A 20861-nucleotide genomic window follows, 5' to 3' on the forward strand; every position below is an offset into this window, starting at 1 on the left:
AAGGAGAGGAAAAATGTTTAATGGCCTTTTAGATCTAGGTATAGAGGGAAAGGTTGCCGTTATCACCGGTGCCGGACGCGGTGTGGGCCGCGCCACAGCCAGGGTTTTTGCTGCCGCAGGGGCAAAGGTAGTTGCTGTAGATATAGATGCTGATGAACTTAACAATACTATGTCGCAATTACCTAACAATCCAGATCTTCATTTGCGTTTGGTCAAAGATCTATCGCAAGTAGAAGAATGTGAAGACGTGGTAAAGGTAACGGAAAGTACTTATGGCCGGCTGGATATCCTGGTAAATATTGCCGCTATTATCCTGCGTATCCCCCTGGACCAGGTAGATGAAGCCTCCTGGCAACGAACCCATGATGTAAATCTGAAGAGCCAATTTTTCCTTGCCCGGGCTGCTGCTGAGGTAATGAAAAAGGCTAAATACGGACGGATCATCAATTTTTCCTCTCAGGGTGCCCATACCGGCGGTTTCGATAATTCAATTGTTTATAACACCTTTAAAGGTGCCGTGTTAACCCTTACGCGCGGCCTGGCCCGCCAGTATGCCGCCGATGGCATATGTGTTAACACCATTGCCCCCGGTCCGATAAATACCCGAATGATGGCCAACCTTCCTCCCGAAAGATTACAGGAGTTTTTAAACCTCGTCCCGTTAAAGCGCATGGCCGAACCGGAAGAAATAGCTTTATGCGCTTTGTTCCTTGCCAGTAAATGGGCGAGCTATATTACAGGAGCTGTCCTTGATGTGAACGGTGGCCTTTATATGAGGTAGTTATCTTGAGAAAGAAGAGGCGTTTTTTTCGAGAGGCATGAAAAACCTGTTTATGAGGTGGAACAGTTATGCTTGCAGGAAGAGTTGCTATTATTACCGGTTCGGGACGGGGTATTGGCAGGGAAATGGCTGCCAGGTTCGTTAACCGGGGGGCGAAAGTAGTCGTAGCTGATTTATATAATGCTCCAGAAACCGCCAGGGAAATAGGCGATGCAGGGCAGGCTATAGGTATTACTGTAGACGTTTCAAAGGTTAAAAGCATTCAAGAAATGGTAGAGATTACTCTAAAAACTTACGGCAGGATTGATATCCTGGTGAATAATGCCGGCATATGCCCGACGACACCCCTGGATAAAATTACCGAAGAAGAGTGGGATCAAGTTTTAGCCGTCAATCTCAAAAGCTGTTTTTTCTGTTCGCAGGCAGTGGCAGAGATTATGAAGGGCCAGCAATACGGGAGAATAATTAACATCTCTTCCTTTGCCGGCCGGGCCGGGGGTATAGCACCGGGTTGTCATTATTCGGCTTCGAAAGCCGGCATTATCGGGTTAACTAAAGCTTTAGCCCGGCTGTTAGCTCCCTATAATATTACGGTCAATGCCATAGCGCCCGGTACTATGGTTAGCGAAATGACCCGAGCCTTTTCTGAAGAAAAAATGGAAGAGATCCTAGCGGCCATACCTCTGGGCAAGCTGGGGCAGCCCTGGCATGTGGCCGAGATGGCCGTCTACCTGGCTTCAGATGCAGCTGAGTGGATCACCGGCGCCACCATTGATATTAATGGCGGCATGTATATGGCCTAGGCATTTTGGGAGCGGGATTATTTATTGCCGGGCCGGGAGGGAAGTCTTAAGTGAATTGCCAGATCAATCTGCCTTACGGAACCGACAAACTTACCTTTCATATTCCCGAAGAAAAAATAGCAGCAGTTTTGTCACCTGGTGGCGTGGAAGAGATACCTCCTACGCAAGAAGAGATCCTGAGGGCGTTAGCAAATCCTATCGGTTGCCAGGCACTGAGCAAGATAGGGTCACCGACGACCAAGGTAGTGATTCTTTGCGACGACAACACCCGGCTGACGCCGGCCAATCTTATTGTCCCCGCTATGCTTCAAGAATTAGCCGGCGCCGGCGTCCGCAAGGAAAACATGAAAATCATTATGGCCCTGGGCACCCACCGGCCTATGACACCGGAAGAGCTGAAACACAAATTAGGTGCCGGAGTTGTTGCTGAGGTTGAAGTAATAAACCATGATTTCCGCAATCCGGCTGCACTTCATGATTTCGGCCTGACGGAAAACGGCACGCCGGTGAAGGTAAACCGCCTGGTGCTGGCAGCAGATGTCGTTATCGGTATTGGGAGCATCGTTCCCCATCATATTCCTGGATACAGCGGCGGGGCCAAAATTGTCCAGCCCGGCATATGTGGGGAGGATACCACGGCGGCCACCCATCTCTTGAGTGTGCGTACCCGGCGCAACATGCTGGGCATAGTAGAAAATAGGGTACGGGAAGAGATGGAGGCCATAGCCGACAAAGCGGGAGTAAAATACGTCTTTAATACGGTCCTGGACCCCCAGGGGCGGGTGGTTAAAGCCTTCTTTGGTGATATACGCCAGGCTTTCCGCGCCGGGGTGGAGACCAGCCGTCGGGTTTATGGCATTCCTGCCCCGGGGCGGACGCCCATTGTCCTGGCCAGCTCTCATCCCTGCGACCTGGAGTTCTGGCAGGCCCACAAGACATTATACCCGTGCGATATGCTCGTGGAAGAGGGCGGCAGCATAATTATTGTCACTCCCTGCCCGGAAGGAGTGGCGGTCACCCACCCGGAGATGCTGGAATTTGCCGGCCAGAGCCCGGAGGATATTGACGCCCAAATTGAGGAGGGGATTATAAAGGATAAGGTGGCGGGAGCGCTGGCCCTGGCCTGGGCCAAGGTGCGCCGGCATGCCGAGGTTTGCCTGGTTTCCCATGGTATCGGCCCCGAGATGGCGGCCAAACTGGGCTTTAAACACGCTGCTACAGTGGAAGAAGCTCTGGACCAGGCCTGGGAGCGGCTGGGGAAAGGAGCCAAGGTGACGGTGTTAACCCATGGTGCCGACACTCTGCCGTTGCTACCGGAAGATGTCTAAAGCAGGGGCCAACTCCAAAAAGGTGAATTTTGCTCTGCTGCGCTCCTTAAATCGTCCAGTGGCCTCGGAGCCCGGCCCCGTTTATGTGGTGGAAAACCTGGATGTCTTCAGTGTCCTACTGGCAGTTAACGCGGCGGATCTGATCTGCCGGCTGGCCAGCCAAATATGCCGTCTGGATCCTTGACATTTATACTGTCATGCTGTATGCTGTAATTGGCGAGGTGATTAGTGTGGAGTATAAATATCGTACCCAGCTTTACCTTGATGCAGAACAGTATCAATTTTTAAAGGAGCGTGCCGCCAGTTATAATATCAGCATGGCTGAGGTAGTGCGGCAATTGATAGCTAAGGAACAAAACAAACAGGAAGAGATCGACCCTGAGGACCCTATCTTTCACCTGGGGCAGAAAAGTATTTCTACCGGGCGTAGCGATGGCTCGGTAAATCATGATCGTTATATCTACCGGCAACATTATGGGGACAAGTGATATGCAGCAACAGCAGGGTGGGAAGAAAGAGCTTCTCTTCATCGCTACTTCGGCCTGGATTGCCCTTTATGATCAGGACGATGCTTTCCATAAAGATGCGGTCAGTTTTTTTACCCCTGATAATCTTAGGGCAAGAAAGCTTATCCCTGTAACTACCAATTTTATTTTTGACGAAGTGTATACTTACTTTTGCCGGAACCATAGTGCGGCTGTCACAATAGGGCAGTCATTAAAAGCAAGCAAAATCCTTAAACTCTTGCGCATAGAGGAAGCTGATGAAGCCAAAGCCTGGGAAATAGCGCAAAAGTATGCTGATAAGGATTTTAGCTATACGGATTGTACCAGTTTCGCTGTTATGCAGAGATTGAACTGCCATAAAGCTTTCGCCTTTGACAATCATTTCCGCCAGATGGGGTTTGAGGTTTTTCCTGCAGCACACGGGTAACGTGCATTGAGCATGGCGTATCACCAGCGCCGGCAGTCGATTCTTGACTTGCGAGGGTGGGTTTGTGGGGACAATTATGGCCAGCCCGGAGTTAAAGGGCTGGCCATAATTATTATGGCTTTCTTCGTGAGGCCCGAGTTCGACAGTTGCTAGGCAAAAATGGCTGCTTTTCAGATGAAGAAACCTTATAAATCAACGTTTCCCGCTCTTGGGAGAGCTCAAAAATCAAAAATCACATAGGCACACGATTCCGGAATTAGAGCTTGATGGCTATGTAGTACATGCGCTATAATATAGACATGTACATAAGAACTATTTCCCGCAAAAACAAGGACGGCTCTGTTGTCCGTTATATCCAGCTTGCCCACAACGTCTGGGACCCCCAAGCCGGCTATCCGAAAGCCAAAGTACTATTCAACTTCGGCCGCGAAGAGGATGTAGACCGGGAAGCCCTGGTCCGCCTGGTAAAGAGTATTACGCGTTTTTTGGGACCGGAAGAGGTTTTGCGCACCCAAGGAGAGTTAAACGGCAGCACTCCCCTGAAATTTGTCTCCAGCCGGCCTATGGGCGGCGCCTGGGTATTAAACGAACTGTGGAACCGGCTGGGTATTAGCGACGTTTTAGTCAGGTTGCTGGCCAAACGTAAGTTCCAGAATCCGGTCGAACGGGCCATCTTCGCCATGGTAGCCAACCGGGCTTTGCACCCGGCCAGTAAACTTAAGACCGAGGATTGGGTCAGCCACGACGTTTTCATTCCCGGCCTCCCGGAGGTACCGGTGCAACACCTTTACCGGGCCATGGACTTCTTACTGGAGGCTGCGGAAGAGATACAAAAGGATATCTTCTTCGCCGTGGCCCACCTCTTTAACCTGGAAGTAGATCTCCTGTACTTCGATACCACCTCCACCTACTTTGAAGTGGAAGAGGAGGATAATCCGGAGGACCATAAGCAGCACCTTCGGCGTAAAGGCAACTCCAAGGACCACCGGCCGGATTTACCGCAGGCTGTAATCGGCCTGGCGGTCACCAGGGAAGGCCTCCCAGTACGCTGCTGGGTCTGGCCCGGGAACACCGCCGATATGGCGGTAATCGAGCAAGTCAAAAAGGACCTGGTGGGCTGGCAACTGGGCCGGGTCATCACCGTTGTCGACCGCGGCTTTGCTTCGGAAGATAACCTTCGCTACCTCCAGCGTGCCGGTGGCCACTATATTGCCGGCGAAAAGATGCGCAGCGGCAAAGAAACCGTAGAAGAAGCCCTGACCAGACCGGGCCGCTACAAAACCGTCAAAGATAACCTTGAAGTCAAAGAAGTTATCGTCGGCGACGGTGAAAAAAGGGTACGCTATATCCTGGTCCGCAACCCCAAAGAAGCAGAAAAAGACAGACTTGAGCGGGAGAAAATATTGACCCGCCTCAAGGAAGAACTAAAAGCCATCGGCGACCTTAAAGGCGAACCCCATACCAAAGCCTGCTGCCAGCTTATCGCCCATCCCACCTATGGCCGCTATCTCAAGACCGACAAGAAAGGGCAACCGTATATCGATATGGCCAAGGTGAAAGCCGAAGAAAAGCTGGACGGCAAATACCTGTTACGGACCTCGGACGATACTTTAAGCCCGGAAGACGTGGCCCTCGGCTACAAGCAGCTTCTCGAAGTAGAAGACGCCTTCCGTACCATGAAACAGTCCTTAGAGCTGCGGCCTATTTATCATCGCCTGAGCGACCGCATCCATGCCCATGTCCTCCTGTGCTGGCTGGGACTGCTCCTAATCCGGGTAGCTGAAACGAAAGTGCAGGATAGCTGGCGGAACATCCGCCAGACCCTGGAACGCATGCACCTGGGCGAATTTGTTGGTCCTGAGGGCAGGATACTCCAAAGGACGGAAACAACCCCGCCACAGCAGCATATCTTCAAGACCCTTGGGATAAAGGAACCGCCGCAAATAATCGCGGTCGAAACAAAGGCCAGAAAGGGTCCCTAGTAACACGCGCCCCAAAAGCCGAACCCTGAAACCCTTGCGCGACAAGCTGTTGCGCTTATTATTCACCTAGCAACTGTCGAACTTGGGTGAGGAGAATCACTACAAATTTTTTCGTCCTACAAAATGCCTTGCAAGGGACGAGTAAAGAACTCTTTTAATCCTACCTATTCAGCATAGCCTTTCCTTCTTTTACCTCCACTCCCGTACCCAGCTTCTGGCTTAAATCGCGCACTTCGCTAAGGATTGTGGCCGCATCTTTCCCTTCCGCCTGGCGCGGTTGTTCTTCCACGATCTGCACCGGCAATATTTCCGCCTGCTGCCAGCCTTCCTTTGCCACCTTTATTTTTAGCAGCAATCCCTGGCATGTCTCCCGCGACCAGTTTTGATCCATGATAAAATTGCCCAGGCTGTAGGCGATGAGGCTGTCTTCGTATATTTCCAGTCCCTGGAAGACGTGGGGGTGGTGGCCCAGGATGATGCCGGCGCCGGCTTCCACCAGGCGGTGGGCTATTTGCCGCTGTTCAGCCGCCGGGGTGCGCTGGTACTCGGTACCCCAGTGCAGGGAGACGATGACCAGGTCCACCCGGGGTTTAAGTTTTTGAATGTCTTGGCAGATATCATCCACTAGGTAGGCATTGTTAACTACCAGGGGGGCGACCCCGGCCTGTGTGGCCGTGGCCCGGAAACGGCGCGGGTATTTGTGGCTCCAGTAGATATCGGCCATGTCGCTGTAGCCCAGGAAGCCCAGGCGGACACCATTAACCTCCACCATGGCCGGCTCCCGGGCCTGGTCCAGGTCCCGGCCGCCGCCGAAATAGCGGATGCCTGCTTCTTTTAGCAGGTCCATGGTCTGCAGGAAGGCGGGCGTGTCATAGTCCAGGATATGGTTGTTGGCGATATTCATAACGTCGAAGCCGCCGTCCTTTAACACCTGAATGGCTTCCGGCCGGGCGCGGAACCATATGCCCTTGCCGGGAATTTGTTTGCCGGTGGTGGCCAGGGGGGCTTCCAGGTTACTAAAGGTCAGGTCGGCATTCCTGAGGGTCGGACCCAGTTTGGCCAGGGGATAGGCCAGCCCCTGGGCTTGCATGAGCCGGTCAACTTTACGGGCCAGCATGACATCGCCTACTGCCGCCAGGGTGAGAGGCCCGGGCGGTGGCGGCGGAGGCGGTTGGGAAGCGGTGGTAGGGGTTTCTTCCGTGGCCCGGCCCGGCTGCCGGGGTTGCAATCCTGGAGAAAGGCCGAAATGTAGTCCAAAATAAAATGGTACTATCGTCATTAAAATGAAAAAAATAGTCGCCAGCACCCATTTTTTCGATCCCACCGGCAAATCTCCTCTATTATCGTTTTGGACCGGGACGAAACACTTTTAATTTTAGCATAAAACCCGGCACCAATATAGAACTTTTCGCTGGTAGCGGGATTAAATGGGATTAGTTTTTACCGGGGCGAATTGCATCCCGGAGGTCAAGTGAGCATTAAATTTTAAAACGGCCGATGGACAGGTGGGTGGAGACTTGCTAAAATAAGGATAAAGTTATTAGCAGTGGTAGAGTTGGCAATAATGAAGGATAAAATTAACACTTTTGAAGGGCTAGTACAACCGATCGCTGAACTCTTAAAAAATTATGTAACAGGGAGGTAATATAAATGCGCTGGTTAGGACATGCGAGTTTTTACCTGGAAACCCCGGCGGGGGTGCGGCTGGTGACCGACCCTTATGGACCGCAGGTTTCGCCGGCAGCGCCAGTGGTCACGGCTGACGTGGTGACTATATCCCATGAGCATTTTGACCACAATTACCTGGATAATATCAAGGGCAACCCGGAAGTCTGGGGGGGTTTGACGCCTGATGGAGACTGGGCAATAGTTGATCATACCTTCAAAGATGTCCGTGCCTATACGGTACCTACATACCACGACGATGCCGCCGGCGCCAAACGCGGTAAAAACGCTGTTTTCGTCCTGGAAGTGGGGGATTTACGCCTGGCCCACCTGGGTGACCTGGGACATGCTCTCAATGATGAACAGGTGCAGAGAATTGGCTGGGTGGATGTATTGATGATCCCTGTGGGCGGGTACTTTACCATCGATGCCCCTCAGGCCTGGCAGGTAGTGGCGGCACTGAAACCGCGGGTAGTCCTGCCCATGCATTACCTGGTCCCGGGTATGCAGGGTTTCCCCATTGCCGGGGTTGATGAATTTACGGCCGGCCGGGCCAATGTGCGCCGTTTAGGGGAGGGGAAAATCGACCTACGGCCGGAGATTTTACCACAGGAAACGGAAGTCTGGGTCTTGGCGGCCAGCCAGCCGCGGGTTTAACCTGGTAGAGGAGATGACTCCAGATCCCCGCCATTGGACTTTGATATACCCCTTGATCTTTATGGGGGAAATGTTAGAATGAAAGTAACGGCAGACAAGAGGGAGGCGATAACATGGAACAATTACGTACGACAGTTAGGATGCCGACAGAGCTGCTCAAAGCTATTGAAGCAGTACGGGACCCGGAAGAGTTTCCGACCTTAAGCGATTTTGTGCGCAGGGCAGTTGAGAAGTATGTACGGGAATTAAGGCGCGCAAAAATCGCAGCCGAGTGCAAGCGGCTGGCAGAAGGAGAAAACCTGGTTACCCTTGCCGAAGCCGATTTAGCCGATTATGCAGAGCGAATGGCGCAGGCTGAAAGGGGTGAAATTTGATGCCTGGCGAAGTGCCACGGCCGGGGGACATTTTCAGGGTAAGCCTGGAAGGAACCGGTCACATCTTGCGAGGACCGCATTACGGGGTGGTGGTTTCCGATGAACCCTTCAACTACCTTTCGACGATAGTTATCGTACCACTTTCTACCGGCGCTAAACCTGCTACCTTCCGGCCGGAAATATCGTTTCACGGTAAGGTAACCAGGGCCCTGCCGGACCAACTCCGGGTTGTTGATAAAAGCCGGCTCAAAGAATACCAGGGCAGTGTGGCAGGCACTTCCTTTTTTTATGCCCTGCAAGAGGCGCTTAGGGAGCTATTTGCCTTATGAAGAGTAAAGAAAAAGAAAGGCAGCCTGACGGCTTATCTGGAAAAAGTAGTGCTTCCATGGAGAATGGCGCTTCCTACCTTACCGTTGCCCGGGAAGCCACGGCCGAAATTAAAATCGAGCGTTCCCGTTTCATTGGCCACGCCCGCGAAGTAGATAATGAGGTGGCAGCCAGGGAGTTCATTGCCAGCATCCAGGCCGAGCACCGCCAGGCGACCCACAACTGCTTTGCCTACCGGCTGGGTACGGGTAAGCAGGAAATAACCTATTACAGTGACGCCGGCGAGCCCGGCGGTACGGCCGGGCGGCCGATTCTTGGCGCCATAACCAGCCTGGGCCTGACCAACGTGGCGGTAGTGGTGACCCGTTACTTCGGTGGCAAAAAGCTGGGGGTGCGGGGACTGATTGAGGCCTACGGCCAGGCAGCCCGCCGCGTCCTGGAAGAGGCGGGGAGTATCCGGCGGGTCGTGACCCGGGAACTCAAGCTCACCTGCAACTATGCCGAACTGGACCGGTTGCTCTACCAGGTTCACAGCCACGGCGGGAAAGTGATAGAAACGGACTACGGCAGCGAGGTCCGGTTAAAGGTTGCCGTGCCCCTGTCGGCATGGGAGAAAATGCAAGGACTGATCGACAAAAGGTAATTGACTTCAAGGGTGAAATGTAATACGATTAAAGCATCGATCATATTATTGGAGGTATCGATATGGAGGTAAAAGTATCCAGCAAATATCAGATAGTAATTCCCAAAGATGTCCGCGAACTCCTTAACATTAAAAAGGGGCAAGGCCTGGAAATGATAATCAAAGGTAATTCAATCAGCCTGGTGCCGGAAAAGCCGCTATCGGAATTAAAGGGCTTTTTAAAGGGGATGAAACTAGATGGAATCCGTGATGAGGAGGAACGGTATTGATTACTATTGACTCCTGCGGGTGGCTTGAGTATTATACAGCAGGCCCGTTGGCGGAAGAATATGGTAAATATCTAAAGGATTTAAAGCAAATCATTACTCCTACTATAATAATTTACGAGGTCTATAAGAAAATTAAAAGGGAATACTCTGAAGCGGAAGCTCTGACGGCCATAGGCCCTATCCATAAAACCAGGTTAATTAGTCTGGATGCCCAGTACCTTATCCAGGCTGCCGACATTAGTTTGCAATACGGTTTGCCTATGGCTGATGCTATGGTTTACACTGTGACCAGCATGTATGGGAGTCAAATAGTGACAAGCGATAAGCACTTTAAAGGCCTGGAGATGGTAATTTACCTGGAAAGATCCAAAGGATAGCCCCCTGTGCAAGTTCGCAGCCCTTTCCTGCCAAACTATATTTAAGTCCTTGTGAGGAAGGGTGGCGAAATGGCCTGGCAATCCTGGTGGCGCAGGCTGGTAACTGGCGGGCAGTTAATTAAGGACAGCGCGCGATTTGCGAATAAGATCATGTTGACCCGGCTGCAGGATGCCGGAGATACTATTAAGAGAAAGGCACTGGCGGCTAATGTGGCGGCCGCTGCCTGGCTCCGGGCAGCCTGGCAGGCCACCCGGGGCGAAATGCTGCGCACCTGGCAAGAACTCAAGCCGCTGCGCCTGCCGGCGGGCTGGCAGGCCCGGGTTTTACTGGGGGTGTTCATACTTACTATTTTAATTCCCGGTATCAATTACTACCTGGGCCGGCCGGCCCTGCCGCCGCCGGCGACCAAACCTTTGCCCGTAGCCGTCCGGGCTGAGGAAACCAACCTCCTGGCCCGGCTGGTGGCGGCCGAGGCCGGGGAAGAGCCCTATCCCGGCCAGGTGGCCGTAGTGGCCGTAGTTTTAAACCGCCTGCGGGACCCGGCCTTTCCCAAGACCATCCCCGGTATCATCTTTGAACCCTGGGCCTTTGAAAGCGTGGCCAACGGCCATTACTGGGAGGTACAGGTCCGGCCGCGGGATTATGCGGCTACCCGCGACGCTTTAAATGACTGGGACCCCAGCAACGGCGCCCTTTATTTCTTTAACCCGGCCACAGCCACCAGCGCCTGGATCTGGACGCGGCCCCAGGTTACTCAGATTGGCAACCATATTTTCACCCGCTAAGGATTTTAAAAGGCCGTTTCGCTTTTCCACTTAATGTCCTGGCGGTCTGCCCCCCCAGTATACCGCCTTTTATTCCCTTTTGCGGCGCCAATCAGGCCGCCTGAGCGGTGCAGGAAAACGGGCTTTTAATGGCACGGGTTATTTCTCAAGCCCCGCCACAGGAGATAAAGGGCGCTCTGGGAAGACTGCCACTTGATGCTTTCCCGGTCGCCTATAAAAAGTTCACGCCGCACTTCAACCTTCCCCTGGATGTCCAGCCCCACATAGACCAGCCCCACCGGCTTGGCCGGGGTGCCGCCGCCGGGGCCGGCAATGCCCGTAATGCCAACGCCGATACCGGCGGCAAAAGCCCGGCGCACGCCCTGGGCCATGGCGGCGGCCACCTCCGGGCTGACGGCGCCGTGGGCGGCCAGGGTTTCCTCCTCTACCCCAAGGAATTTTATTTTAGCTTCGTTGCTATAAGCAACCATGCCGCCCAGGAAGTAATCGGAACTGCCGGGGATATTGGTCACCCGGTGCGCCAGCAGGCCGCCGGTACAGGATTCAGCTATGGCCAGGGTCAGGCGTCGCCCGGCCAGGATGGCACCGACGACCCCTTCCAGGGTATCAGCGTCGCTGCCAAAGATATGCTCACCCAGGCGTTCCCGGATGGCTGCCTCCAGGGGCCTGATTAATTCCCGTGCCTGTTCCGGGCTGCCGGCCCGGGCCGTCAGGCGTAAGGTTACCTCGCCGGGCGCGGCCAGGGGCGCTAGGGTGGGGTTGTCGCCGTGGAGCAGGTCTTTCAGGGCTTCTTCCACAGCAGATTCCCCCATGCCGGCAATTTTCAGCACCCGGGAAAAGATAACCTCCCGCCGGGCACCGTAGGGTTCCAGCAGGGGCAGGAGCCGGTCAACAACCATGGGTTCAAACTCCCGCGGCGGTCCCGGTAATAATGCATAAATTTTGCCCTCATGTTCCAGGAAAACCCCGGCTGCCGTGCCAAAGGGGTTGTCCAGGGCCCGGGCTCCGGCCGGGAGCAGGGCCTGCTTCAGGTTGTTGGACGTCATGGGTCGCCGGCGGGCGGCAAAATAGCGGGTGACGTTTTCCCGGGCGGCCGGGTCTTCCACCAGGGGTAAATTCAGGGCAGCGGCCAGGGCCTCGCGGGATAGGTCGTCTTCCGTAGGTCCCAGGCCGCCGCTGACGATGATCAGGTCGGCCCGCCGGCGGGCGTCGTCAATAGCTTCCCGGATGCGCTCCAGGTTGTCGCCGACTACCACCTGGCGGTAAAGGCTGATGCCGGCCGCAGCCAGCTCCCGGCTTAAGCAAGCGGCATTGGTATTGACGATCTGGCCCAGGAGCATTTCCGTACCGGTAAAAATGGCTTCAGCGAGCAAGGGAAAACCTCCTCCCAAACTTAAAAAGCGCCCTGGTAGTGGCGCTTTATGTTTTAATGGGCAGTTTCAGTAGCTGCAGCCGTGGGCCCGTGCTCCCCGGCAGTGCCCAGATTATTGACGGCAGTTACCAGGAACCCCAGGACCAGCCAGCCGGCCAGAAAAAGCACTACCTGCCACTTTTTCATATTTCCCACCCAACCTTTCTGTGCCACGGCTTCCTTGTACAAAAGTATACCAGAGGCTTTTACCAGTTGCAATGGCTAGCATACGTATATATAATGCTAATTGATACAACCCAATTTCTTAAGTTTTTCTTAGCCTGTCTTAATCTTTATTTTACCTTTTTATTTTATAATCATCCCATGAAAAGATAGCAGGAGGTGTGCAGTATGTGGCAGCGCGCAGGTAAAGCTAAAATTACTGTTTTAGCTGTTTTATTGATCTTTCTGGCCGGGGTGGCGGCCACGGTAGGTTTTTACCAGATCACCGGAGCGACGGCCGGGACCCAGCAGCCGTCCTACCAGCACGCGGTGGCTGCCAGCGACGCGGTGTCCGCCAGCATCCCGCCGGGGCTGGGGCCGGAGGCTATTGCCGACATTGTGGATAAAGCCGGCCCGGCAGTGGTCCGCATCGATACAGTTACTGAGACGCGGGTGGCCAGTCCCTTTAATGACCCCTTTTTCCGGCAGTTCTTTGGCGATCAGTTTAATATCGGTCCCCAGGAACAACGCGCTTTGGGTTCAGGGTTTATTATCTCCCCGGACGGCTATATCCTGACCAACCAGCACGTCATTGACGGGGCGAAGCAGGTTAAAGTAACCGTTGTCGGTTACGATAAACCCTTCAATGCCCAGGTAGTGGGCGCCGATGCCCCCCTGGACCTGGCCGTGCTGAAAATCAATACCGGCAAGCCGTTACCTTATCTAACCCTTGGTGATGCCAACAAGGTCCGCGTTGGTGAATGGGCCATTGCCATCGGCAATCCTGACGGCCTGGACCACACGGTAACGGTGGGCGTCATCAGCGCCAAAGGGCGGCCCATCGATGTCCAGGACCGCCATTATGAAAACCTGCTGCAGACGGATGCTTCCATTAATCCCGGCAACAGCGGCGGTCCCCTGTTAAACCTGCAGGGGGAAGTAATCGGCATCAATACTGCCGTTAACGCCGGTGCCCAGGGGATTGGCTTTGCCATCCCCAGCAGCACGGTGCAGCCGGTCCTGAACGACCTGATGAATAAAGGCAAAATTGCCCGGCCCTGGCTGGGGGTAGCCTTGGCCTCGGTCACGCCGGATGTGGCCGACATGCTGGGCCTCCAGAGTGCCGGAGGGGCCCTGGTCGGCCAGGTAGTAGCAGGCAGCCCGGCGGCAAAGGCCGGCCTCCAGAAATATGACGTCATTCTCCAGCTGGATGGCCAGAAGATAAAGAATGCCAATGACCTGGTAAATAAAGTCCAGGCCCTGAAGATCGGCCAGCAGGTGCAGCTCCAGGTCTTCCGCCGCGGCCAGCTGCTGGATATCAGCGTGGTCCTGGGCGAGAAGCCGAGCCAGTAAAAGCCTTTCCTCTAAAGAATATCCGGTGTGGATCGGAGGGTTTAACCCCGGGAAAGATTTCTTCCCGGGGTTTTTCATTTCCCGGCGGGTGGTGGCTTTCAGCCACGGAAGACATGGCGGCAGGTAGACGCGGAGTGCCGGCTATTTTCGCCGCCAGGGCAGGCGCAGGCGCAAAAACAGGGGTGCCAGGGCCGGACGGGAGATAAAAAACGGCCGTAAAGGGGAAAAAGGGCGCGGCCGGAGCAGGGGGGAAGGTTCTGGCCGGGCCAGGACGCTGTGGTGGCGGCTGTAAGCAAAATAAACCACCAGCCCCAGGGCCATCCAGATGGCGAAACGGATCCAGGTTAAACGGGGCAGATTGAAGAAGAGGTAAAGGGCAAAGGCCATGGTCACCAGGGATGTCCAGGGCATGAAGGGCACTTTGAAGGGCCGTTCCAGGTCGGGCCGGGTACGCCTTAAAATGAGTACACCCAGGGAAACGACGAAAAAGGCCGACAGGGTGCCGACATTGGCCAGTTCGGCGATTATATTAATAGGTAAAAAGCCGCCGATGAGGGCGATAAAGGCGCCGACAATCATGGTCGTCATCGACGGGGTATGGTACCGGGGGTGGACCCGGGCAAAAAAGGAGGGCAAGAGGCCATCGCGGCCCATGGCCATAAAGACCCGGCTCTGGGCAAAGATGGTTACCAGGAGGACGCTGGTCAAACCGGCCAGGGCGCCGATACCTACAATAAGCGAAGCGCCCCGCACGCCCGCGGCCAGGAGAGCTGTAGTTACCGGGGAGGGGGTATTGAGCCGGGTGTAGCTCACCAGACCGGTAAGGACTATAGTTACGGCGATATATAATAAAGTAGAGATAGCCAGCGAGCCGATGATCCCCCGGGGCAGGTCTTTAGTGGGATGGCGCACTTCTTCGGCCGCCGTGGAGACGGCGTCGAAACCGATATAGGCAAAGAAGATAATGGCCGCACCGTGGATGACACCGGCGATGCCAAAGGGGAGAAAAGGACGCCAGTTGGCCGGGTTAACCCGGGGAATGCCCAGGGCCAGGAAGGCCAGGATCACCAGGATTTTAACGGCCACGATAATCTTGTTGGTCGTGGCGCTGGTAGTAGTGCCGGTTATGGCCAGCAGGGTCATGAGGGCGGTAATGAGGATGGCCGGCAAATTAATGAGGCCGCCGCTGGCAGGAGAATTAACCAGGGCCGCAGGCAGGGAAATACCCACGGACCTTAGCATGTCAGTGAAATAACCGCTCCAGCCGGCAGCCACCGCCCCCGAGGCTACCATGTACTCCAGGATCAGGTTCCAGCCGATAATCCAGGCAATAATTTCACCTAAAGAAGCATAGGCATAAGTATAGGCGCTCCCGGCCACGGGGATCATGGCGGCCATTTCGGCGTAGACCAGGGCTGCCAGACCGGCGGTAATGCCGGAGAGGATAAAGGAAAAGACCAGGGCCGGGCCGGCATAATTGGCCGCCGCTACTCCGGTCAGGACAAAAATACCCGAGCCGATTATAGCCCCTACTCCCAGGGCAATTAATTCCGGCGTGCCGATACTACGTTTTAACTTTTCATTATCCCGGGCTTCCTGCAGCAGGTCTTTGATGCTTTTAGTCCGCCAGACACTCACCCGGCTCACCCCCTGGATGTGCCTAAGTTTATTATGCACCTGGCCTTTTTCCCTATGCGTGTGGCAGGAGAAAGGGTGATGTTGTCGAAATAAAGGGCAAGGCGGTGGAGCAATGCCCAAAAAAGTCCTCACTGGCGCCCTCATTGGCCTGCTGGCCCTGGTCCTTTTTTCCGGCCCGGCAGCAGTACCGGGACCAATTCAACCCCTGCCGGAGGTCACTCTTAAAGAGACCACATTTAAACAGGTGGTCCTGGACCCGCCCCCTCTGGAAGCAGGGGGGCAGATACTGGTATCGGCGGGGGATTTTTTACCCCTGGCCGGTGGCAGTGCTGACTGGTACAAGAACAGGGGTATTTTACGGGGGAGCAAAGGAGCTACCGTAGCCGCCGGCAACCTGGCAGCCGAGGTCGAGGGAGTACCCCGGCGGCTGGACGCGGCCCCGGTCCTGGTAGACGATAAGCTTTACATACCCTTAAGCCTGGCCATGGAAGTTCTGGGACTGCCTGCCACCGGCAGGATGGGAGCTGCTCCAGAGCAGGAAAGTACCGATACATACCTCCCTCCCCTGAAGGGCCGGGCCGGCCTGCATTTCCGTTACTATCCCGTCTATGACCTCCAGGCCAGGTATGACCCTGTCAGGGGACAGCTTACGGGAGAACTCCTCCTGGCTTACCAGAACCCTTATCCGGCACCTCTGCGGGAGTTATTCTTTAACCTCCCGGCCAATGCCCTTTATGGTAATGGAGCGAAATTAACAGTTAGCAGGGTTTATATAAATAACCGGCCTGTTCTTTTCAATTCCCGGGGCAGTTCCCTGGAAGTATTCCTGCCCTTGAGCCTCGCTCCCCGGGAAACCCTTTCCCTGGCCCTTTCCTTCACTACCCGGGTACCGCCAGGGGCAGTGCGCCTGGGCCGCAGCGGGGACACCTTGATGGCGGCCGGTTGGTACCCAATCCTTGCCCCGCGTACCGGCGATACGTGGGCAGGGGTGGCCGGTACATCCTACGGCGACCCATATTTTGCCGCTGCCGCCTATTACCGGGTGCGCCTGGTTGTGCCCTCCGGTTACCAGGTCCTGGCCAGTGGCCGGGAAACGGGGCGGTTGGAAGAGGGTGGTTGGACCGTCTGGACCTTTAACAGCGAGTACCCCATCCGGGAATTTGCCTTTACGGCCGCCCCTGACTGGCAGCTTGCCGGCCGCCAGATGGGGCCGGTCCAAATGGTAATAGCCTCCCGGGGTGAGCCGGCGGCGGCCGCCCTGGAGGTGGCCGGCCAGGCTTTAGACTTTTTCCAGGCAACCTATGGACCCTATCCTTACAGTTACCTGCACCTGGCTTTTGTGCCCCTGGACAACCTGGCCGGCATGGAATACCCGGGCTTTATTATTTTAAGTAACCGCAAAAGTTATAGCCCTGCTACCGTTGTCCACGAAGTCGCCCACCAGTGGTGGTACAACCTGGTAGGGAACGATAGCCTTCATGCGGCCTGGATTGATGAAGGCCTGGCCGATTACAGTACTCTCCTTTTTTACCGCCGGCGCGACCCGGCCCTCTACCAGGCCAAACTGGCCGAGATCGAGCGCCTGGCGGGCCAGACAGCTCAACCTATTAACTTATCCCTTGAGGAATATGGTAATGAGCAGGCCTACCGCCTGGCCGTCTATAACCGGGCAGCCAGGTTCTGGCTGGAGCTGGAAGCCGCCGCCGGCACGGCCGGGCTGATGCAAGCCCTGGCATATGTCCAGCGTTATTACCGCTATGAAATCGTTCCCCCGCAAGCTATGGTTACTATTCTGACATATTATGGCAGGCTGGCAGCGACCAATTTTACGCCGTATTTACGGAACTAACGGCCCTGAAAAACGTCTAATAATGTAGAAGGGACTTCGTGAGGAAAACGGGCAAGAGGGGCGAACCGGTATGAGCCAGGCAGGTAAATATGTGGTGGGGCACTGGCCCTGGGTGGCCAGGATTGGCAAGCACCCGCGGGCCGCCTGGCCGGAAGCGTTGCTGCGGCTGGGGTACCTGGTGGCTATAGCTGCCTTAATGGTAGTTGTTACCACCATTGGTGGTGCTGGCTGGCAGCAGGCTGGAGTTACCGGACCGGCACTGGCCTCGCCGCCTTTTGCCGGACCTGACCAGCTGGCCGGGGGCAAGCCGGGGTTGTCCATAACCCCGTTTAAACCGGTGCCGCCAGGGGAGCAGGGAGGGGGTTCGCCCGCCCCGGTGGCCGGGGAGCCCCTGCAGGAGCAGCTTTCCCCGCAGGCAGCACCGGTAAAGGACGCGGCGGGGATAACCCCGTCCCGGCCGCCGTCACCTGCAGGGGACCCCGGCTCGGGGGTCCAGCCCCTGCGCCAGGTGCCGGGGGCCGGCCACCGGGTGGCCCTGACCTTTGACGACGGCCCCTTTCCCCGGTGGACTGAACGTTATTTAACCGCCCTGGCAGCCACCAGAACCCCGGCCACCTTCTTTATGGTCGGGCGGCAGGTCGAAGCCCACCCGGAGCTGGTCAGGGCAGCCCTGGACGGCGGCCATGAAGCAGCCAGCCACTCCTGGCGCCATGCCAACCTGGGAAAGGTGACCCAGGCTGAAGCTGAGGCCGATCTCCGGCAGGCGGCTGCCGCCCTGGAGAAAATCAGTGGCCGCCCGGTAAAATATTTCCGCCCCCCTTACGGCGCCATAGGGCCCAATTTGCTGGCGGCAGCAGCCAGGCTGGGTACCCCCATAGTCACCTGGAGTGTAGATCCTAAGGACTGGTCCAATCCTGGTCCCAGGGCCATCGTCCAGGGCGTCATGGCTAACGTCCGGGACGGCAGCATCATCCTCCTCCATGAAGGCCACCCCGGTACCCTGGTGGCCCTGCCGCTTCTGGTTAAAGAGTTGCGGGATAAAGGCTATGAACTGGTAACCGTCTCAGAACTGATAGCTCAAGGGGAAAAACACGATAATAGCGCCCCGGCCGCAAAAACCAAATAAAAAACTGCCAATCTCCTGCCTTCAACTTCTTAAATGGTATATCTTGCATAATAGCGACCTCCTGCGGTATAATTAAGGCGAAAATAGCAAAATTTCCCCGAAAAGGCAAACCTGCCGAAAGGCAGGGGCGCAAAGCTACAGGGTCTAAAGCCCGGTTGCGGGCCAGGACAGCCAGTTGCCGCGGGTGGGACGGGGCTACCCAGGGGTAGCCTTTTTTATTTATTTATTAAACCAAACCGGAGGAGGGGGTTTCCTTTTATGCGCTTGCACTTATTCAAGAAAAAAGGCCGGGCAGGGCAACCGGCAGATCAAGAGCCGGCCAGAGTGCCCCGCCCGGGGAAGGCCCGGGCAGGTTTTTTCAGCCGCTGGCGGCTGGGGACTAAATTAACAGCCGGCTTTATCCTTATCATCGCCATATTTGTCGCCGTGGTAGTTTATGTCAATTTTGAACTCCAGCAGGTAGACCGGCTTTCCCTGGAAGTAACCCTTGCCCATGAGCAGAACATGCTCTTTACCGAGATGACCAATGCCGTCTGGGATGCCTACCGCCGGGCCACCGATTACATAATCAACGGTTCCCAGACCCATGCCCTGGGCTTTGACGATGCCCTGAAGCGTTTCCATGATGCCCGGACCCGGCTGGAAGAACAAGAGCTCGACAGCCAGGTGGCCGGGTATCTCGCGGCCATGACCCAGGCTGCCAAGAGTTTTACTGATACCTTCAAGAACAGCATCGTAAACACCAGCCGGGAAGACCGCATGGCGGCCCTGCCCATTTTGAGCTTCCAGATGGGGGCTTCCCTGGATAATATCAACAATATCGGCAACCACATGGCCAAAGGAATGACCGAGAAGAACGCCCTTGCCGAAACCCAGTTGACGGCCGCCATCAAGCGGGTCCAGGCAATGCTGGTAACCGGCTTGCTCCTGGCCCTGCTCCTGGGCCTGCTGGTAGCGTGGTTTATCAGCCGGATGGTCGGCAGGTCCCTGGGTCAGGTGGCGGCCTACGCTACCCGGATCGCCGGCGGTGATCTCACCACCGAACCCCTTCATGTTATCACCAAAGATGAAGTTGGCAAGCTGGCCGCCGCGTTCAACACCATGGGAGAAAACCTGCGCCAGGTTATCGGCCAGGTGCGGGATATGACTAACCAGGTAGCCTCGGCCAGCCAGGACCTGGCCCGCATGTCCCAGGAACTGGGGGATGCCGCCCGCCAGGTGGCCGCCACCACCCAGGAAATGGCCAGAGGCGCCGAAGACCAGGCCCAGCAGGTCAGCGAGACGGCGGCAGCGACTGACGCCCAGGTGGCCAGGGTGGAAGAAGTCCACCGCAACACCGAGGATATGGCGGCCGCCTCCGACCAGGCTGCGGCTAAAGCCGCTGAAGGTGCCCGGGCGGTGGCCGAAGCTACCCGCCAGATGGAGGCCATCTCCAAGCGCATGGACAGCCTGGCCCAGGCGGTGGGCGAGCTGGGAGCCCGTTCCCAGCAGATTGGCCAGATTGTAGGCGTGATCTCCGGCATTGCCGAGCAGACCAATCTCCTGGCCCTGAATGCGGCCATTGAAGCGGCCCGGGCCGGGGAACAGGGACGCGGCTTTGCCGTCGTGGCCGACGAGGTGCGGAAACTGGCCGAGCAGTCGGCCGAAGCCACCAAGCAGATTGTCGGCCTGGTGCAGGAGATCCAGCGGGAGACCGAGCGCGTGGTCAACAGCATGGCCGAAGGTTCCCGGGATGTCCGCCAGGGTACGGAAGTGGTTACCCGCACGGGCATGGCCTTTGCCGCCATTGACCAGTCCATCCAGACCCTGGTCGGCAAGATCAAGAATGTGGCCGGCAAGGCGGAAGAGATGTATGAGGGTTCCCGCCAGGTCAAAGGCCGGGTCGAAAGTATAGCTGCCGGTATTGAAGAGATGGCTGCCAGCACCCAGCAGGTTTCCGCCTCCACGGAAGAGCAGACGGCAGCAGTAGACCAGATCAACCAGGCGGCCCAGCAGCTGGCGGCAGCCGCCGGCAACCTCGAAAGGGCTGTGGCCCGTTTCAAGCTATAATAGTTAAGCGGGGCCGTTCCAACCTGCCGGTTTACCAACTTCCACTTCTAACTTCCAATCTATGCCCGGGCCTGGAAGGTTTCGCACTCGGTATCGCGGTCGTTGTGGGCGCTGGAGTTATTCGGCGCCCCCTGGACGGCTACGGTAATACTGTCGGCGTGGCAAGCGCCATCCTGCCAGTAGATGCAGTTGGCCACCCGGCACTTGACTTCAGGAGTCATATTATATTCCCTACCCCTTCATCAATTCATAACCAGGAGGGCCGGAAACGGCCTGAACGCCAGGTCGCAAAGGCCAGGTTTATTCCCGGTAACTTTAGCCTGGCCAACGGAGGATAAAAATATGCCT

General features: G+C 56.0%; 22 protein-coding genes and 1 riboswitch. Of the genes, 17 read left to right on the plus strand and 5 right to left on the minus strand.

The genetic code is table 11. The features are described from left to right. The first annotated feature begins 13 nt into the window (after positions 1-13). The 6 genes from MGLY_RS10800 (at position 14) to MGLY_RS10830 (ending at position 5827) form a co-directional block, all read left to right on the plus strand. On the plus strand, positions 14-781 hold the full coding sequence (locus MGLY_RS10800; RefSeq protein WP_156273741.1) for an SDR family NAD(P)-dependent oxidoreductase: 768 nt from the start codon (positions 14-16) through the stop codon (positions 779-781). Positions 782-849: 68 nt separating this feature from the next. Further along, positions 850-1584, plus strand: coding sequence for a 3-oxoacyl-ACP reductase family protein (locus MGLY_RS10805; RefSeq protein WP_156273743.1), 735 nt, complete (start codon positions 850-852; stop codon positions 1582-1584). Positions 1585-1634: 50 nt separating this feature from the next. After that, positions 1635-2912 (plus strand): nickel-dependent lactate racemase family protein, encoded by a 1278-nt coding sequence (locus tag MGLY_RS10810; protein ID WP_156273745.1) that lies wholly within the window; start codon positions 1635-1637, stop codon positions 2910-2912. 197 nt (positions 2913-3109) lie between these two features. Then, a complete protein-coding gene (locus MGLY_RS10820; protein WP_156273749.1) occupies positions 3110-3400 on the plus strand; it encodes a hypothetical protein in 291 nt (96 codons plus the stop codon). A gap of 1 nt (position 3401) precedes the next feature. After that, positions 3402-3845 (plus strand): type II toxin-antitoxin system VapC family toxin, encoded by a 444-nt coding sequence (locus MGLY_RS10825; protein WP_170291034.1) that lies wholly within the window; start codon positions 3402-3404, stop codon positions 3843-3845. A gap of 299 nt (positions 3846-4144) precedes the next feature. Continuing rightward, positions 4145-5827, plus strand: coding sequence for an IS1634 family transposase (locus tag MGLY_RS10830; protein ID WP_422880104.1), 1683 nt, complete (start codon positions 4145-4147; stop codon positions 5825-5827). A gap of 160 nt (positions 5828-5987) precedes the next feature. Here the strand turns inward: MGLY_RS10830 and MGLY_RS10835 are convergent, their stop codons facing one another. Next, positions 5988-7151, minus strand: a complete 1164-nt coding sequence (locus MGLY_RS10835) for a CapA family protein (protein WP_211661869.1) — start codon at positions 7149-7151, stop codon at positions 5988-5990. 326 nt (positions 7152-7477) lie between these two features. Here MGLY_RS10835 and MGLY_RS10840 point away from each other — a divergent pair, with 326 nt between their 5' ends. From MGLY_RS10840 to MGLY_RS10870, 7 genes are all read left to right on the plus strand, one after another. After that, positions 7478-8149 carry an MBL fold metallo-hydrolase gene (locus MGLY_RS10840; protein WP_156273755.1) on the plus strand — a complete coding sequence of 224 codons (672 nt, stop codon included), beginning with the start codon at positions 7478-7480 and terminating at the stop codon, positions 8147-8149. Between the two features lie 113 nt (positions 8150-8262). After that, complete coding sequence (locus tag MGLY_RS18295) at positions 8263-8523, plus strand: ribbon-helix-helix domain-containing protein (protein WP_246187309.1); 261 nt, start codon at positions 8263-8265, stop codon at positions 8521-8523. Further along, entirely contained in the window at positions 8523-8852 is a 330-nt protein-coding gene (locus MGLY_RS10850; RefSeq protein ID WP_156273757.1) for a type II toxin-antitoxin system PemK/MazF family toxin, read from the plus strand. Before MGLY_RS18295 ends, MGLY_RS10850 begins: the two co-directional genes overlap by 1 nt. Next, positions 8849-9493: an IMPACT family protein gene (locus MGLY_RS10855; protein WP_156273759.1), complete on the plus strand. Its 645-nt coding sequence runs from the start codon at positions 8849-8851 to the stop codon at positions 9491-9493. The genes MGLY_RS10850 and MGLY_RS10855 overlap by 4 nt, the downstream gene beginning before the upstream one ends. 62 nt (positions 9494-9555) lie before the next feature. Continuing rightward, positions 9556-9762, plus strand: coding sequence for an AbrB/MazE/SpoVT family DNA-binding domain-containing protein (locus MGLY_RS10860; protein WP_156273761.1), 207 nt, complete (start codon positions 9556-9558; stop codon positions 9760-9762). Further along, positions 9759-10139, plus strand: coding sequence for a type II toxin-antitoxin system VapC family toxin (locus tag MGLY_RS10865; protein WP_156273763.1), 381 nt, complete (start codon positions 9759-9761; stop codon positions 10137-10139). Before MGLY_RS10860 ends, MGLY_RS10865 begins: the two co-directional genes overlap by 4 nt. Before the next feature lie 69 nt (positions 10140-10208). Further along, positions 10209-10925: a cell wall hydrolase gene (locus MGLY_RS10870; RefSeq protein WP_156273765.1), complete on the plus strand. Its 717-nt coding sequence runs from the start codon at positions 10209-10211 to the stop codon at positions 10923-10925. Positions 10926-11050: 125 nt separating this feature from the next. Here the strand turns inward: MGLY_RS10870 and MGLY_RS10875 are convergent, their stop codons facing one another. Further along, positions 11051-12298 carry a competence/damage-inducible protein A gene (locus tag MGLY_RS10875; RefSeq protein ID WP_156273767.1) on the minus strand — a complete coding sequence of 416 codons (1248 nt, stop codon included), beginning with the start codon at positions 12296-12298 and terminating at the stop codon, positions 11051-11053. A 53-nt stretch (positions 12299-12351) separates the two neighbouring features. Continuing rightward, entirely contained in the window at positions 12352-12510 is a 159-nt protein-coding gene (locus tag MGLY_RS17825) for a hypothetical protein (protein WP_170291035.1), read from the minus strand. A 177-nt stretch (positions 12511-12687) separates the two neighbouring features. On the opposite strand from MGLY_RS17825, the gene MGLY_RS10880 reads away from it, so the two are divergent. Next, positions 12688-13851, plus strand: a complete 1164-nt coding sequence (locus tag MGLY_RS10880) for a trypsin-like peptidase domain-containing protein (RefSeq protein ID WP_156273769.1) — start codon at positions 12688-12690, stop codon at positions 13849-13851. 141 nt (positions 13852-13992) lie between these two features. Here the strand turns inward: MGLY_RS10880 and MGLY_RS10885 are convergent, their stop codons facing one another. Beyond that, complete coding sequence (locus MGLY_RS10885; protein WP_156273771.1) at positions 13993-15489, minus strand: amino acid permease; 1497 nt, start codon at positions 15487-15489, stop codon at positions 13993-13995. Positions 15490-15601: 112 nt separating this feature from the next. Between MGLY_RS10885 and MGLY_RS10890 the strand changes: the two genes are divergently transcribed. The 3 genes from MGLY_RS10890 to MGLY_RS10900 all read left to right on the plus strand — a co-directional run bounded on the left by MGLY_RS10890 (position 15602) and on the right by MGLY_RS10900 (position 20513). Continuing rightward, on the plus strand, positions 15602-17338 hold the full coding sequence (locus MGLY_RS10890) for a M1 family aminopeptidase (protein ID WP_156273773.1): 1737 nt from the start codon (positions 15602-15604) through the stop codon (positions 17336-17338). A gap of 70 nt (positions 17339-17408) precedes the next feature. Next, positions 17409-18464, plus strand: a complete 1056-nt coding sequence (locus MGLY_RS10895) for a polysaccharide deacetylase family protein (protein WP_156273775.1) — start codon at positions 17409-17411, stop codon at positions 18462-18464. A 94-nt stretch (positions 18465-18558) separates the two neighbouring features. After that, positions 18559-18647, plus strand: a riboswitch (cyclic di-GMP riboswitch). A 75-nt stretch (positions 18648-18722) separates the two neighbouring features. After that, a complete protein-coding gene (locus tag MGLY_RS10900; protein WP_156273777.1) occupies positions 18723-20513 on the plus strand; it encodes a methyl-accepting chemotaxis protein in 1791 nt (596 codons plus the stop codon). Between the two features lie 59 nt (positions 20514-20572). Here the strand turns inward: MGLY_RS10900 and MGLY_RS10905 are convergent, their stop codons facing one another. Next, entirely contained in the window at positions 20573-20734 is a 162-nt protein-coding gene (locus MGLY_RS10905; protein WP_156273779.1) for a DUF1540 domain-containing protein, read from the minus strand. Positions 20735-20861: the final 127 nt, after the last annotated feature.

It is taken from the genome of Moorella glycerini (genome assembly GCF_009735625.1).
Taxonomy (GTDB): Bacteria; Bacillota; DSM-521; order Neomoorellales; family Neomoorellaceae; genus Neomoorella; species Neomoorella glycerini.

What these genes read in the sequence shown, in the direction of transcription:
- MGLY_RS10825 (WP_170291034.1), top strand. Translation starts at nt 3,402, where the DNA reads ATGCAGCAACAGCAGGGTGGGAAGAAAGAGCTTCTCTTCATCGCTACT.
- MGLY_RS10830 (WP_422880104.1), top strand. Translation starts at nt 4,145, where the DNA reads ATGTACATAAGAACTATTTCCCGCAAAAACAAGGACGGCTCTGTTGTC.
- MGLY_RS10800 (WP_156273741.1), top strand. Translation starts at nt 14, where the DNA reads ATGTTTAATGGCCTTTTAGATCTAGGTATAGAGGGAAAGGTTGCCGTT.
- MGLY_RS10840 (WP_156273755.1), top strand. Translation starts at nt 7,478, where the DNA reads ATGCGCTGGTTAGGACATGCGAGTTTTTACCTGGAAACCCCGGCGGGG.
- MGLY_RS10805 (WP_156273743.1), top strand. Translation starts at nt 850, where the DNA reads ATGCTTGCAGGAAGAGTTGCTATTATTACCGGTTCGGGACGGGGTATT.
- MGLY_RS10880 (WP_156273769.1), top strand. Translation starts at nt 12,688, where the DNA reads ATGTGGCAGCGCGCAGGTAAAGCTAAAATTACTGTTTTAGCTGTTTTA.
- MGLY_RS10860 (WP_156273761.1), top strand. Translation starts at nt 9,556, where the DNA reads ATGGAGGTAAAAGTATCCAGCAAATATCAGATAGTAATTCCCAAAGAT.
- MGLY_RS10855 (WP_156273759.1), top strand. Translation starts at nt 8,849, where the DNA reads ATGAAGAGTAAAGAAAAAGAAAGGCAGCCTGACGGCTTATCTGGAAAA.
- MGLY_RS10890 (WP_156273773.1), top strand. Translation starts at nt 15,602, where the DNA reads ATGCCCAAAAAAGTCCTCACTGGCGCCCTCATTGGCCTGCTGGCCCTG.
- MGLY_RS10870 (WP_156273765.1), top strand. Translation starts at nt 10,209, where the DNA reads ATGGCCTGGCAATCCTGGTGGCGCAGGCTGGTAACTGGCGGGCAGTTA.
- MGLY_RS10850 (WP_156273757.1), top strand. Translation starts at nt 8,523, where the DNA reads ATGCCTGGCGAAGTGCCACGGCCGGGGGACATTTTCAGGGTAAGCCTG.
- MGLY_RS10905 (WP_156273779.1), bottom strand. Translation starts at nt 20,734, where the DNA reads ATGACTCCTGAAGTCAAGTGCCGGGTGGCCAACTGCATCTACTGGCAG.
- MGLY_RS10820 (WP_156273749.1), top strand. Translation starts at nt 3,110, where the DNA reads ATGCTGTATGCTGTAATTGGCGAGGTGATTAGTGTGGAGTATAAATAT.
- MGLY_RS18295 (WP_246187309.1), top strand. Translation starts at nt 8,263, where the DNA reads ATGGAACAATTACGTACGACAGTTAGGATGCCGACAGAGCTGCTCAAA.
- MGLY_RS10900 (WP_156273777.1), top strand. Translation starts at nt 18,723, where the DNA reads ATGCGCTTGCACTTATTCAAGAAAAAAGGCCGGGCAGGGCAACCGGCA.
- MGLY_RS10895 (WP_156273775.1), top strand. Translation starts at nt 17,409, where the DNA reads ATGAGCCAGGCAGGTAAATATGTGGTGGGGCACTGGCCCTGGGTGGCC.